General features: G+C 74.5%; 11 protein-coding genes. 5 read left to right on the top strand and 6 right to left on the bottom strand.

All coding sequences use genetic code 11. The features are described from left to right. Window position 1: 1 nt before the first annotated feature. From HD595_RS06115 to dxr, 4 genes are all read right to left on the bottom strand, one after another. Complete coding sequence (locus HD595_RS06115) at window positions 2-844, bottom strand: GNAT family N-acetyltransferase (RefSeq protein WP_253781078.1); 843 nt, start codon at window positions 842-844, stop codon at window positions 2-4. 36 nt (window positions 845-880) lie between these two features. Then, entirely contained in the window at window positions 881-2,611 is a 1,731-nt protein-coding gene (locus HD595_RS06120; protein WP_253766427.1) for an alpha/beta hydrolase, read from the bottom strand. 160 nt (window positions 2,612-2,771) lie between these two features. Continuing rightward, window positions 2,772-3,938 (bottom strand): flavodoxin-dependent (E)-4-hydroxy-3-methylbut-2-enyl-diphosphate synthase, encoded by a 1,167-nt coding sequence (gene ispG, locus HD595_RS06125; RefSeq protein ID WP_253766429.1) that lies wholly within the window; start codon window positions 3,936-3,938, stop codon window positions 2,772-2,774. A gap of 40 nt (window positions 3,939-3,978) precedes the next feature. After that, window positions 3,979-5,169 (bottom strand): 1-deoxy-D-xylulose-5-phosphate reductoisomerase, encoded by a 1,191-nt coding sequence (gene dxr / locus HD595_RS06130; protein WP_253766431.1) that lies wholly within the window; start codon window positions 5,167-5,169, stop codon window positions 3,979-3,981. A 195-nt stretch (window positions 5,170-5,364) separates the two neighbouring features. Here dxr and HD595_RS06135 point away from each other — a divergent pair, with 195 nt between their 5' ends. From HD595_RS06135 to HD595_RS06145, 3 genes are read left to right on the top strand one after another with little or no spacing between them, the layout of a single operon-like run. Beyond that, window positions 5,365-6,519 (top strand): trypsin-like serine peptidase, encoded by a 1,155-nt coding sequence (locus HD595_RS06135; protein WP_253766433.1) that lies wholly within the window; start codon window positions 5,365-5,367, stop codon window positions 6,517-6,519. 56 nt (window positions 6,520-6,575) lie between these two features. Further along, window positions 6,576-8,000, top strand: coding sequence for a hypothetical protein (locus HD595_RS06140; protein ID WP_253766435.1), 1,425 nt, complete (start codon window positions 6,576-6,578; stop codon window positions 7,998-8,000). A 41-nt stretch (window positions 8,001-8,041) separates the two neighbouring features. Then, window positions 8,042-8,425: a hypothetical protein gene (locus tag HD595_RS06145; RefSeq protein ID WP_253766437.1), complete on the top strand. Its 384-nt coding sequence runs from the start codon at window positions 8,042-8,044 to the stop codon at window positions 8,423-8,425. On the opposite strand, the gene HD595_RS06150 is transcribed toward HD595_RS06145, so the two are convergent. Then, window positions 8,398-9,453 carry a hypothetical protein gene (locus HD595_RS06150; protein ID WP_253766439.1) on the bottom strand — a complete coding sequence of 352 codons (1,056 nt, stop codon included), beginning with the start codon at window positions 9,451-9,453 and terminating at the stop codon, window positions 8,398-8,400. The two genes, HD595_RS06145 and HD595_RS06150, sit on opposite strands and share 28 nt — an antisense overlap. 88 nt (window positions 9,454-9,541) lie before the next feature. On the opposite strand from HD595_RS06150, the gene HD595_RS06155 reads away from it, so the two are divergent. Next, window positions 9,542-10,726 carry a histidine kinase gene (locus HD595_RS06155; protein WP_253766441.1) on the top strand — a complete coding sequence of 395 codons (1,185 nt, stop codon included), beginning with the start codon at window positions 9,542-9,544 and terminating at the stop codon, window positions 10,724-10,726. Beyond that, entirely contained in the window at window positions 10,723-11,397 is a 675-nt protein-coding gene (locus HD595_RS06160) for a response regulator transcription factor (protein ID WP_253766443.1), read from the top strand. Before HD595_RS06155 ends, HD595_RS06160 begins: the two co-directional genes overlap by 4 nt. Before the next feature lie 54 nt (window positions 11,398-11,451). Here HD595_RS06160 and HD595_RS06165 read toward each other — a convergent pair whose 3' ends face one another. Next, the gene (locus tag HD595_RS06165) at window positions 11,452-12,879 is read right to left on the bottom strand and encodes an aldehyde dehydrogenase family protein (RefSeq protein ID WP_253766445.1); all 1,428 of its coding nucleotides are present in this window, start codon (window positions 12,877-12,879) and stop codon (window positions 11,452-11,454) included. Window positions 12,880-12,912: the final 33 nt, after the last annotated feature.

Raw genomic sequence — 12,912 nt, forward strand, 5'->3', positions numbered from 1 at the left:
ACTAGAACAGCACGGACATGAACGTGTCCACCTCGTGGAAGCCGACCTTGCGGTAGACGGCCCGCGCCGGGGTGTTGAAGTCGTTGACGTACAGGCTGACGACCGGCGCGAAGCACGACAGCGCCGCCTCGACGACCGCGGCCATACCGGCGACGGCGAAGCCCTGGCCGCGCAGCTCGGGGTCCACCCACACGCCCTGCACCTGGCAGGCGAACGGCGTCACCGCGCCGATCTCCGCCTTGAACACCACGCGCCCGTCCTCGATGCGCGCGTACGAGCGGCCGATGCGGATCAGCTCCGAGACCCGGGTGCGGTAGAGCGCGCCGCCGTCGCCCAGGTTGGGCGACACGCCGACCTCCTCGGTGAACATCGCCACGCAGGCCGGCAGGACGATGTCGAACTCCTCCGGCCGCACCCGGCGCACCAGCGGGTCGGGGGGCACCGGCGACTTCTGGGAGATGGCCATGACCGGCTGCGCCCACCGGATGGCCCGCGCCCGGCCCCAGTGCGGCTCCAGCCGCTCCCACAGCAGCGAGACGGCGTCGGCCGGGCCCACGATGGACGAGCAGCGCCGTCCCTGCTTGCGCGCGCGGTCGGCGAAAGCGTGCACGGCCTCCGGGCCGGCGTTGACCGGGACCAGGTTGGCGCCGGCATAGCACAGCGAGACGAGCCCGCCACGCGGCCCGAACCCCCACATCTGCCCGCCCAGCCGGGCCTGGTTGAGGCCGACGGTCCGCACGCGGGAGGCGACGAAGACGTTCGCGACCGGGTCGCTGTCGAGCAAGGCCAGAGCCTCGTCCCGGTCGCTGTCATCGAGCACGCGCGACGCCGAGGTACGCAGCATCACATGGTCAGACTACGCGAAGCCCCACCGATTGGCTCATCCCGACAGGGCCTGGGTGAGGGATTCCTGTCCGTGGAGCCGCCGGGCGGCCATCCGGTCCACCGCGCGGGGCTCCGGCACGGCCGGGCAGACGGCCGTGCGCCGCGGCGCCTTCCCCTCGCTCAGGTAGGTGACCAGGTGCCGGTCGACGCACGTGTTGCCGCTCAGCGAGATGCCGTGGTTGCCGCCGCCCTCGACGACCATCCGCGCCGTGGGGAGCCGGCGCAGCAGGTTGAGCGCCCCCTGGTACGGGGTCGCGGCGTCACCCCGCGACTGGACCATGAGGATGGGCGGCAGATCGGTGCGCCCGCGGACGTCCACGGGCTTGCCGCCGGGCTGCGGCCAGAACGCGCAGGGGGCGTTGTACCAGGCGTTCGGCCAGGTCATGAACGGGGCGCTGCGGTGCAGCGGGGCCATGTCGGCGTGCCAGGCGGCCCAGTCGCGGGGCCACGGCGCGTCGGTGCACTGGACGCTCAGGTAGACGGCGTAGCCGTTCTCGTCCTCGGTGCCGTGGCCGGCGAGCCGGTCGTAGCCGTCGAGCAGGCCGTTCACGTCGCCCTGGCGCACGTACCGGGACCAGAGGGAGGCGAGCTGGGGCCAGAGCCGGTCGGTGTAGCCGCCGGCGCTGAAGAGGTCGTCCAGCTCGCTCGGGCCCACCACGCCGCCCGCCGGGTGCTCGCGCAGCCGGGCGCGCATCGCGTACCAGGCGAACGAGGTCTGCTCCTCGGTACGGCCGAGGCGGTAGACGTCGTTGTGGCGGGCCACCCAGGCCAGGAAGTCGCGGTGCCGGCGGTCGAAGGCGACGTCCTGGTTGAGGTTGGCCTGGTACCAGACGGCGCCGGGGTCGACCGAGCTGTCGAGCACCAGGCGGCGCACCCGCTGCGGGAAGAGCGTGGCGTAGACGGCGCCGAGGTAGGTGCCGTACGAGTAGCCGAAGTAGCTGATCTTCTCCTGGCCGAGCGCGGCGCGGACGCGGTCCATGTCGCGGGCGGAGTCGGCGGTGGTCATGTGCGGCAGCAGCCACGGGTACAGGGCGGCGCACCGGTTGGCGTACTCCTGGGCCCGGCCGAGCAGGACGTGCTCCTCGGCCGCGTCGGCGGGCACGGCGTCGGGGCGGGGCGGGGCGTAGTAGGTGCGCGGGTCGACGCAGTGCATGGCCGGGCTGCTGCCGCCGACTCCACGCGGGTCGAACCCGACGATGTCGTAGCGGCCGGCCAGCTCGGCGGGCAGGGCGCCGGCGACGAACTCGGCCAGCTTGCGCCCGGAGCCGCCCGGGCCGCCGGGGTTGACCAGCATGGTGCCGAGGTAGCGGCCGCCGTCGCGGGGCACGGTGGCCGGGATGCGGTTGACGGCGATCGTGAGGGACTGGCCGAGCGGCAGCCGGTAGTCGACGGGGACGCGGACGGCGCCGCACTCGGTCCGGGCGGCTCGCGAGGGGGTGGCCTGCCCGGGGGTGGCGTCGGTCCGGTCGGCCGCCGGACAGGCCGTCCACGCGATGCCGGACCGCGCGCTCGCGCCCGCCGCCGCCCCTGACGCGCCGCCCGCCGCCACCCGTGACGCCACGCCGGCCGCCTCTGACGCCACGCCGGCCGAGGCACCTGACGCCACGCCGGCCGCCGCCTCTGCCGCCCCGCCGGCCGCCGCCGGGGAGCCGCCGGCGCTCACCATCCCCCCGGCCAGCGTCGCCACCGCCGCCACGACCCGGACGCACCGCTTCACCCGTCTCATGGCTGACGATGCTGCCGGGGCGCGGCCGGACGGGGGCGCCGCATGGGCGAACCCTTGCCATGCTGTAACGAGCCGATGGCGTACCGTAACGAATGCCTGCTCAGGTGGCAGCGACCCGGACGAGTGAGCCTGGTGCCCGCCCGCGCGGCTCAGCGGCGGGTCAGCCGACGGTGACCTGCGGGCCCGTGGCGTCGTCGTCGAGATCGACCTCCACACCCATCTCCTCGGCCAGCCGGAGCGCCTCCTCGATCAGCGTCTCGACGATCTGCGACTCCGGCACGGTCTTGATGACCTCGCCCTTGACGAAGATCTGGCCCTTGCCGTTGCCGGAGGCCACCCCCAGGTCGGCCTCGCGCGCCTCTCCGGGGCCGTTGACCACGCAGCCCATGACGGCGACGCGCAGCGGCACCTTCAGCCCTTCGAGCCCGGCCTGCACCTGCTCGGCCAGCGTGTAGACGTCGACCTGGGCGCGCCCGCACGACGGGCAGGAGACGATCTCCAGGCCGCGCTCGCGCAGCCCGAGCGACTCCAGGATCTGGTTGCCGACCTTGACCTCCTCGACCGGCGGCGCCGACAGCGAGACGCGGATCGTGTCGCCGATGCCCTCGGCCAGCAGCGCGCCGAACGCGACGGCCGACTTGATCGTGCCCTGGAAGGCGGGGCCCGCCTCGGTGACGCCCAGGTGCAGCGGGTAGTCGCACCTGGCCGCCAGCAGCCGGTAGGCGTTGATCATCACGACTGGGTCGTTGTGCTTGACCGAGATCTTGATGTCGCGGAAGCCATGCTCCTCGAACAACGAGCACTCCCACAGCGCCGACTCCACCAGCGCCTCCGGGGTGGCCTTGCCGTACTTCTGGAGCAGCCGCGGGTCGAGCGAGCCGGCGTTGACGCCGATCCGGATGGGCACGCCGTGGTCGGCCGCCGCCTTGGCGATCTCGCCCACCTTGTCGTCGAACTTCTTGATGTTGCCCGGGTTGACCCGCACCGCCGCGCAGCCCGCCTCGATGGCGGCGAAGACGTACTTGGGCTGGAAGTGGATGTCGGCGATCACCGGGATCTTCGACTTGCGGGCGATGATCGGCAGGGCGTCGGCGTCGTCCTGCGACGGCACGGCCACGCGGACGATCTGGCAGCCGGCGGCCGTCAGCTCGGCGATCTGCTGCAGGGTGGAGTTGACGTCGGCGGTGACCGTGGTGGTCATCGACTGCACGGAGACGGGCGCGTCGCCCCCGACGAGCACGTCGCCGACCCGGATCTGGCGGGAGTGGCGGCGTTCGGCGAGCGGCTTGGGGCGGACCGTCGGTATGCCGAGTGCTACAGAAGACATTTCTACCCTTAGGTGTCGAAGACGATTCCAGTCTAGGAAGTCAGCGGGACTGCCCTGCCGCGAGCTCCGACGCCCGGGCCCGGGCCCAGGCGTCGGCGGCCAGCACCTCCTCCACGGAGCCGGCCGGGGTGACCTCGTGCTCCTCCACGACCCGGGCCACCGTGTCGACGATGCCCAGGAACGGCAGCCGGCCGCCCAGGAACGCCTCCAGGCACGCCTCGTTGGCGGCGTTGTAGACGGCGGGCGCGGTGCCGCCGGCCTCACCGACGTGGCGGGCCAGCGCGACGGAGGGGAACGCCTCGTCGTCGAGCGGCTCGAAGGTCCAGGTGTGGGCCTTGGTCCAGTCGACGGGGGAGGCCGCGCCGGCCAGGCGGCCGGGGTGGCCGAGGGCGAGCGCGATGGGCAGCCGCATGTCGGGCGGGCTGGCCTGGGCGATGGTGGAGCCGTCGACGTACTCCACCATGGAGTGGATGATCGACTGGGGGTGGACCACGACGTCGATCCGGTCGAACCCGAGGTCGAACAGCAGGTGCGCCTCGATGACCTCCAGCCCCTTGTTGACCAGGGTGGCCGAGTTGACGGTGATCATCGGCCCCATCGACCAGGTCGGATGGGCCAGCGCCATCTCGGGCGTCACGTCGGCCATCTCGGCGCGCGTGCGGCCACGGAACGGCCCGCCGCTGGCCGTGACCACCAGCTTCCGGACCGCGTCGGGGTCGTAACCGTGCGGCCCGGCCGCCCACAGGCACTGCTGCAGCGCCGAGTGCTCGGAGTCGACGGGGACGATCTGGCCCGGCTTGGCCAGCCGCTTGACCAGCGGCCCGCCGATGATCAGCGACTCCTTGTTGGCCAGCGCGAGCGAGCGCCCCGCCTCCAGGGCGACCAGCGTGGAGGTCAGGCCGAGCGCGCCGGTGATGCCGTTGAGCACGATGTCGCACCGCCACCCGGCCACCTCGGCGACGCCGTCCGGGCCGCCGAGCACCACGGGCGCGGCGCCGAGGGCGGCCAGCGCCTCCCTCAGCTCCGGCACGCGCGCGGCGTCGGCCACCGCGACCACCTCGGCGCCCAGCTCGGCGGCCTGCCGGGCGAGCAGGTCGACCCGGCCGCCCCCGGCCGCCAGCCCGGCTACCCGGAAGCCGGCGGGGTTGGCGGTGATGACGTCGATCGCCTGGGTGCCGATCGAGCCCGTGGAGCCGAGCACGACGACGGAGCGGAGGGTCTCTGCATGCACGGGTCCATTCTCCCCGGTCCGCGGCTCGCCCGGGCACGCGGCCGCGACCGGCCCGAAAACCGCGCCTTTTGTGACGCCGAGTGCCGTGCGGAGTTCGTGGGGTAATCGCGCTATATCCGTCTGCGCATAGCTTGAGAAAAACCCGATATCCCGCACGTACCTCCCATCGGCAGATCCGGTTTCGGGAGGTACGTAATGCACCGCAGAGTCGCCCTGCTCTCCGCCGTCACGCGGCGCGCGCTCGCCCCGCTCTCCGCCGTCACGCACCGCCGGCTCGCCGCGCTGTCGGCCGTCACCCTCGCCGCGACGGCCGTGACGGCCCTGGCCGCGGCCGGGCCCGCCCAGGCCGGGTCGCGGCCCGGCTCCGGCACCGGTGCCGGCTCCTCTGCCGGCTTCGGTGCCGCGGCCGAGCCCGGGCCGGTCCGGTGGTCGGCCACGGACTCGTCGTCGGAGCGCACCTCCGTCCTGCGGTACTGGACGTCGCAGCGCATGCTGGCGGCGCGGCCGTACGACACGCCGACGCCCCGGCGCGCCACCGGCTTCGACCAGCCCACCCAGGGCACCCCGTGGGCCACCCGCGGCGCCTCCGCCGCCCTCCCCCAGCGGGCCCCGCTGCGGGTCACGACCGTCGCCGCTCACCGGCCGGCGGAGGTGGTCGCCAACAGCACCGGCCTGCGCTGGGTCGACGGCGGCGGCGTCGTGCGCACCGTCGGCCGCGTGTTCTTCACCACCGCCGGCGGCGGCAACGCCTCCTGCTCCGGAACGGCCGTGACCAGCGCGAACAAGAGCGTCGTCATGACGGCCGGGCACTGCGTGAAGATGGGCGGCGCCTTCCACCGCAACTGGGTGTTCGTCCCGGGGTTCGACAACGGCCGGCGGCCCCTCGGCACGTGGGTGGCCACCCGGCTGCTGACCACCGCGCAGTGGAACGCCCGCGAGGACATCAACTTCGACGTCGGCGCCGCCGTGGTCGCGCCGCTCCAGGGCCGCACGCTGGTGGACGTGGCCGGCGGGCAGGGCGTCGCGTTCAACCAGCCCCGGCAACGGCAGACGTTCGCCTTCGGCTACCCGGCGGCGGCGCCGTTCGACGGCTCGGCGCTGATCTACTGCAGCGGGCGTTCCTTCAACGACACGGTCATGACCCAGGACCAGGGACTCGCCTGCCGGATGACCGGGGGCTCCAGCGGCGGGCCGTGGTTCCGGGGCTTCGACGGGTCCACCGGCCTCGGCTGGCTCAACTCCGTCAACAGCTTCAAGTACAACTTCGCGCCGAACGTCATGATGGGCCCGTTCTTCGGCAACGAGGCACAAGCCCTTTACCAGGCGGCGCAGACGACCAATGCACTGTGAAGCTTTTCACCGGATGTAGTCACGAGAGCACATGACGTAGTGCACACTCGGATCTCATGACCCTGAGCTCCCCACTGCTGGCGGCCGTTCCGCTCGTCGCGGGGCTGATGGGGCCCGCCCTCATCGGCGCGACGCCGGATCCCGCCCGCCATCCCGGCCGTCCCCCCGCCGCCCCCGCCCCCGCGCCCTCCTCGTCCGGCACGCCGTCCACGGCCCGCACCCCGTCGGCGGGGCGCGCGGGGGCCCGGCCCGGCGCCGTCGTGGAGCACGTGGCCGCCCGCCGGCCCGCCGACCACGCGCGCGTCCTCGGCTACTGGACGCGGGAGCGGATGGCCCGCGCCCTGCCGATCGACCTGCTCGACGGCGTGTCCCGCGGCGGTCTGCTGGGCGGCTCGCCGCACGGCGGCCCGCTGGGCGGCTCGTCACGTGGCGGCCCGCTGGGCGGCTCGTCACGTGGCGGCCCGCTGGGCGGCTCGTCACGTGGCGGCCCGCTGGGCGGCTCGTCACGTGGCGGCCCGCTGGGCGGCGTGACGGGCCGGTCGGCCCTGACCACCGCCCCGGGCCTGTCCCACGGAGCCCTGAAACTCCTCCCCCGGCCCCACGCCGCGACGGGGACGGGCGGCCACGGGGCCGAGCGCCACGCCGGCGGGGTGGAGCGCCACACGATCACCGGCGCGGCCGAGCGCCCGGCGGGCACCGGGGCGGCCGAGCACCCCACGGGCACCGGGGCGGCCGAGCGTTCAGCCGGCACCCGTGCGGTCGAGCGCCGCCACCAGTCGGCCCGCCCGCAGATCGTCACCGCCGGGTCGCGCTGGACCACCGGCGGCGCCGTGACGCGCACCACCGGCCGGGTCTTCATGACCCTGCGCGGCGTCGACTTCGTCTGCTCCGCGGGCACCGTGCGCAGCGCCAACCGCGACGTCGTCGTCACCGCCGGCCACTGCGTCAAGGACGGCACCGGCCCGTGGGCCGAGAACTGGACGTTCGTCCCCGGCTACCGCGAGGGCGGCGCCGAGCCGTACGGCCGGTACGCGGCGCGACGCATGTTCGTCGCCGGGCCCTGGTCGCGCTCGGCCGACGACGACTACGACGTGGGCATGGTGGCGCTGACCACGTGGGCCGACCGGCACGTCACCGACGCCGTGGGCGCGCAGGAGATCGCGTTCAACACCGGGCGCGGCGGCCAGGCGTTCGGCTTCGGCTACCCGGCCGACCCGCCGTACACCGGCGAGCACCTCGTCTACTGCGCCGGCAAGCTGCGCGACGACCCCCACGGCCAGACCCGCGACCAGGGGCTCGGCTGCGACATGACGGCCGGGTCGAGCGGCGGCCCGTGGCTGTCCGGCTTCGACCACGCCACCGGCTGGGGCACGATGACGTCGCTGAGCAGCTTCAAGTACAGCGACGACCGCCGCACCATGTACGGCCCGTACTTCGGCGACACCATCAAGACCCTCTACACCGCCGCCGAACGCGCCTGACGCGACACGGACGAAACACGGACACCACTACCCTCGCCGGCATGAGGGTCACGCGTCCGCCCGCCCACGATCCCGTCGTCCTGGAGCTGTGCGCCGAGCAGCAGGCCGAGCTGGCGTACCGGCAGCGGGACGTCGTCGACGACACCCCGAAGCACCTCGACCCGCGCATCGCGTTCGTCCTCCTGTGGCCGGAGGCATCTCAGGGGGACGGCGCGGGCGGGGAGGCCGAGGCGATGGCCGGCGAGCGCGGCCTGCACGCGCTGCGGCTGGAGACCGGCCGGCTGTTCACCGAGGCGATCGGCCTCTACACCGCCTCCGGCTACGTCCGCGTCCCGCGCTTCGGTCCGTACGCCGCCTGCGCGGAGAGCGTCTGCTTCGAGAAGCGGCTGAGCGCGCCTCAGGGCGCCGCCGCGCTCGGGGCGTAGGGGCGGCGGCGCAGCCAGTACGCCAGGACCCCCGCCCCCAGCAGCACGGCCCACAGCGGGTACGGCCACAGCAGCACCTGGAAGAGCTCGTCCCTCTCGACCGCGTTGGCCACCAGCCCGGGCGAGGCCATGCAGCAGGCGCCCGCGACGATCCCGCCGGCGATGACGGGCAGCCGCACCGGCACCGGACGGCCATGGACGACCGGCGTCCACCTCGGGAAGACCTCGCCCCATCTGCTGATGAGGCCCAGCGTCAGCACCGCGCCACCCAGGGCGCCGAAGGCGATGGCCAGCCCCTGCAGCCTCAGGCCGGGGTCCAGGGGGCCCGTCAGCTCGGCGTCGGTGGGCCACGGCGTCAGCCAGGTGAGCCGGTACAGCGCGTACGGCAGCGGGCACAGCGCCGCCCCGATCGTGGCCGGCCGCCCCCAGCGCAGCACGGTGGCGGGCCGGGTCCAGGCGGGCAGCGTCCCGCTCCGGTACGCCTTCACCGCGATCAGCACCCAGACGAGACACGCGACGCAGTCGGCGAGCGTCCAGCTCACGCGGCCGGCGTAGTCGTACAGGGAGCCGGCGATGTTGCGCGCGGCCAGCCAGGGCGGGAACCCGGCCGCCGTGCTCGCGACCACCCCCGCCGCCAGGATCGCGAGGCCCGCCCACCCCCACGGCCTGCGGCGCGCGCAGCCCATCAGCAGGACGCCGACCAGGGCGACCGGCCCCAGCACGGCCAGCCCGTACCCGAACAGCGACATGATCCCGGCGTCCGACATCACGACGCCGAAGAACACCACCTGCGCGATCGCGCCGGCCCTGAGCGCCCGTCCCGAGGCGAACGCCGTGGCCAGCCCCGCGAGTCCGGCAACCAGCGTCATCGCGCCGCCCACGTCGTGCTCGAACAGGTGAGACAACGACACCGTCACCCGGTCGCGGGCCCCGAAGGGGTAGCTCTCGGGGACGGCCCACCACAGCGCGCCGACGGCGGTCACGGCGAGCGACAGCACCGCCCCGGCGATCCGATCTCTTCTCGTCACGCCGCCCACGCTAGGAACGCCTTCCGCTCGCCACCTCCCCCCGATGGGGGAATCCTGTCCGGCGCCGCGCGGGCTAGCATCGGCCCACGTGAGAGGTCATGTCGCCCGAGCGCTCGCCGCCGGGGTCCATCAGGTGCTGGGGGCGGCGCTGCTGACCCCGGCCGCCGCGGTGCTCGGCCTGGTGATCCTCACCGACCCGACGCCTGCGCGGGTGCTCGCGCTGTGGGCCGCGTGCCTGCCCGTCGCGGTGCTGCTCGCGATGACGCCGCTGGTGCGGCGCATCGAGGTGGCCGCGCTGTCGGAGCTGCTCGGCGTGGACGTGCCGGAGCGGGCCGACCGGCTCTACCTGGTCGCCCTGACGAGCCTGCACCTGTACGGCGGCGCGACGCTGAGCGCGGGCGTGCTGCTGCTGTCGCCGGGGCTGACCCGGCTCGGCGACGCGGACCTGTGGCGCGCTTCCCCCGGGGAGGCGGCGCAGGTCGTGCTGCTGGCGCTGGCCGTGCTGGCGGCGCTGGTCGCGACCGGGCTGGGTCAGCGCTGGGCGGCGCGCCGGCTGCTGGCCGGGGAGCCGTCCCGCGCGCTGGAGCGGCTCGGCCGCCGCCAGAGCCTGGCGCTGGAGCTGCACGACTCCGTGGGGCATGCGCTGAGCGTCGTCCTGGTCCAGGCCATGGCCGCGCAGGCGGCACTGCAGAAGGCCGCGCAGGCTCCCGAGCAGAACGGCGCTCATGCAGCACCTTGGAGCGACACGGACGCAGCACCTCAGAACGGCGCCCAGGCGGTACCCCGCAACGGCGCTCGAGCCGCATCGCGGGGCACCGAGGAGGCTTCGCGGTCGCTGGAGCATCTCGCCGACACCGCCCGCGCCGCCCAGCAGGAGCTCGACGTGCTGCTGCGGGTGCTGGAGGACGACGGCGACGCGGCCGAGAGCCCCACGCTGGACGCCCTGACCGCGCTGACCCGCGGCCTCGACGTGCGGGTGAGCACCGGACGCCTCGACCGGGTGCCGCCGGCCACCTCCCGCGCGGCGTACGCGATCGCCCGGGAGGCCCTGACCAACGCCCTGCGGCACGGGCGCGGCCCGGTCACGCTCGACGTCCGCGTGGCGGACGACCTGGTCCTGACCGTGGAGAACGCGACCGGCCCCCGGGAGACGGACAGCAGGGAGGGGCGGGGGCTGACCGGCATGCGGATGCGCGCCCGCCTGGCCGGCGGGACCTGCGTCCGGGAGGAGGCGGACGGACGATGGCGTGTCCAGGCGACGCTGCCCCTGTGAACCGGCCGCCCGCGAACCAGAGGACTCCGATCAGGGTCGTGCTGGCCGACGACGAGCGCCTCATCCGGTCCGGATGGGCGGCGATGCTCTCGGTCCACGACGGCCTGGAGGTCGTCGGCCAGGCCGCGGACGGCGTCGAGGCGGTCGAGGCGGGCGCGGGCGCCGACGTCGTGCTGATGGACGTGCGCATGCCCCGCCTCGACGGCCTGTCCGCCACTCGCGAGCTGACCCGCCGCTCCCCCGCGACGCGGGTCGTCGTGGTCACCACGTTCGAGAGCGACCAGCTCGTCTGGGGCGCGCTGCGGGCCGGGGCCGCCGGATTCGTCCTCAAGCGCGCCCCGGCGGCCGAGCTGGTGGAGGCGATCCGGCTGGTCCACGGGCGCGACGCCGTGCTCTTCCCCGACGCGCTGCGCCGCCTCGCCTCCCCGCACCAGGGCTCGGCCACGCGGCGCCTGCCCGTGGAGCCCACGCCGCGCGAGCTGGAGGTGCTGCGGCACGTCACACTCGGACGGACCAACGCGGAGATCGCCGAGGCGCTGCACGTCTCGCGGGAGACAGTCAAGACGCACGTCGGCAACGTGCTGGCCAAGCTCGGGGCGCGCGACCGCACCCACGCGGCCGTCCTCGCGTACGAGCTGGGCCTGGTCTTCGCCGGCGTGGACCCCCTGTGAGCGGGGACTCCGCGGCGATCCGGGCCTTCGCGGCCCGGGGCGCCGCGGCGGAGCTCAGAGGGTGAGCCCGGTGATCACCATGACCTTCTCGTAGGTGAGGTCGCGCATCGCCGACCCCAGGCCCTCGCGGCCGATGCCCGAGTCCTTGACGCCGCCGTACGGCATCTGGTCGGCCCGGTACGACGGCACGTCGCCGATGATGACTCCGCCGACCTCCAGCTCCCGGTTGGCGCGGAAGGCCGCGTCCAGCGAGCGGGTGAACACGCCGGCCTGCAGGCCGTAGGCGGAGTCGTTGACCATGGCGTACGCCTCGTCCATCGACGCGGCCCGCTGCACGATCATGACGGGCCCGAAGACCTCCTCGCGGGCCACCTTCGCGTCGGCGGGCACGTCGGTGAGGACGGTCGGCGTGATCGTGGCGCCCTCGCGGACACCGCCGGCCAGCACGCGGGCGCCGCTCTCCACGGCCTCCTTGATCCACTGCTCGACCCGCTCGGCCGCCGCCTCCGACACCAGCGGCCCGACCTGGGTCTTCTCGTCGGCCGGGTCGCCCGTGACGAGCGCGCCGACCGCCGGGAGCAGCCGCTCGACGAACGCGTCGTAGACGGGCTCCTCGACGATGACCCGCTGCACGGCGATGCAGCTCTGGCCGGCCTGGTAGTTGGAGTAGAGCGCGACGCGGGTGGCCGCCCAGTCGAGGTCGGCGTCGGCCAGCACCACGGCCGCGGCGTTGCCGCCGAGCTCCAGCGTCACGTGCTTGCGCGGCACCTGGTCGGCGATCGCGTAGCCGACGGGCGCCGACCCGGTGAACGACACCACGGGCAGCCGCGGGTCCTCGACCAGCGCGCCGGCGCGCTCGTTCTCGACCGGCAGGATCGAGAACATCCCGGCGGGCAGGTCGGTCTCGGCCAGGATCTCGCCGAGCAGCAGCGAGGTGAGCGGCGTGGCCGGGGCGGGCTTGACGATCACGGGCGCACCGACGGCGATGGCCGGGGCCACCTTGTGGGCCACGAGGTTCAGCGGGAAGTTGAACGGGGTGATCGCCAGGACCGGCCCGTACGGCACGCGCGAGACGTAGGCCAGGCGGCCGGCGGCGGCGGGCTCGGTGTCGAGCCGCTGCACCTCGCCCGACCATCGGCGGGTCTCCTCGGCGGCGAAGCGGAACGTCGCGACGGCCCGGCCGACCTCGCCCCGCGCCCAGAGGATGGGCTTGCCGTTCTCGGCGGTGATCAGCCGGGCGATCTCCTCGGCGCGCTCGGCGAGGCGGCGCGACACGTGGGCCAGGGCCTCCGCGCGCACGTGCACGGGCAGTGCGGCGGCCTGCCCGGCCACCTGCGCGGCGGCCGCGACGGCCTCCTCGACCTGGGCGTCGGTCGGCACGGAGTGCCTGCCGACCTCGCGCCCGTCGAGGGGATTGGTGACGATGAGCTCGGTGTCGCCGGTGGCGGGGCGTCCAGCGAGCCAGAAGGTGCGCACGTCCATAGCTCCGACGTTATGCCACCTGGGGCGACGGCG

The sequence above is a fragment of the Nonomuraea roseoviolacea subsp. carminata genome, assembly GCF_024172185.1.
GTDB classification, from domain to species: Bacteria; Actinomycetota; Actinomycetes; order Streptosporangiales; family Streptosporangiaceae; genus Nonomuraea; species Nonomuraea roseoviolacea.

Excerpts from the sequence above, each read along its gene's own strand:
- HD595_RS06115 (WP_253781078.1), bottom strand. The coding sequence starts at position 844 with ATGCTGCGTACCTCGGCGTCGCGCGTGCTCGATGACAGCGACCGGGAC.
- HD595_RS06145 (WP_253766437.1), top strand. The coding sequence starts at position 8,042 with ATGAGGGTCACGCGTCCGCCCGCCCACGATCCCGTCGTCCTGGAGCTG.
- HD595_RS06135 (WP_253766433.1), top strand. The coding sequence starts at position 5,365 with ATGCACCGCAGAGTCGCCCTGCTCTCCGCCGTCACGCGGCGCGCGCTC.
- HD595_RS06120 (WP_253766427.1), bottom strand. The coding sequence starts at position 2,611 with ATGAGACGGGTGAAGCGGTGCGTCCGGGTCGTGGCGGCGGTGGCGACG.
- ispG (WP_253766429.1), bottom strand. The coding sequence starts at position 3,938 with ATGTCTTCTGTAGCACTCGGCATACCGACGGTCCGCCCCAAGCCGCTC.
- HD595_RS06140 (WP_253766435.1), top strand. The coding sequence starts at position 6,576 with ATGACCCTGAGCTCCCCACTGCTGGCGGCCGTTCCGCTCGTCGCGGGG.
- HD595_RS06165 (WP_253766445.1), bottom strand. The coding sequence starts at position 12,879 with ATGGACGTGCGCACCTTCTGGCTCGCTGGACGCCCCGCCACCGGCGAC.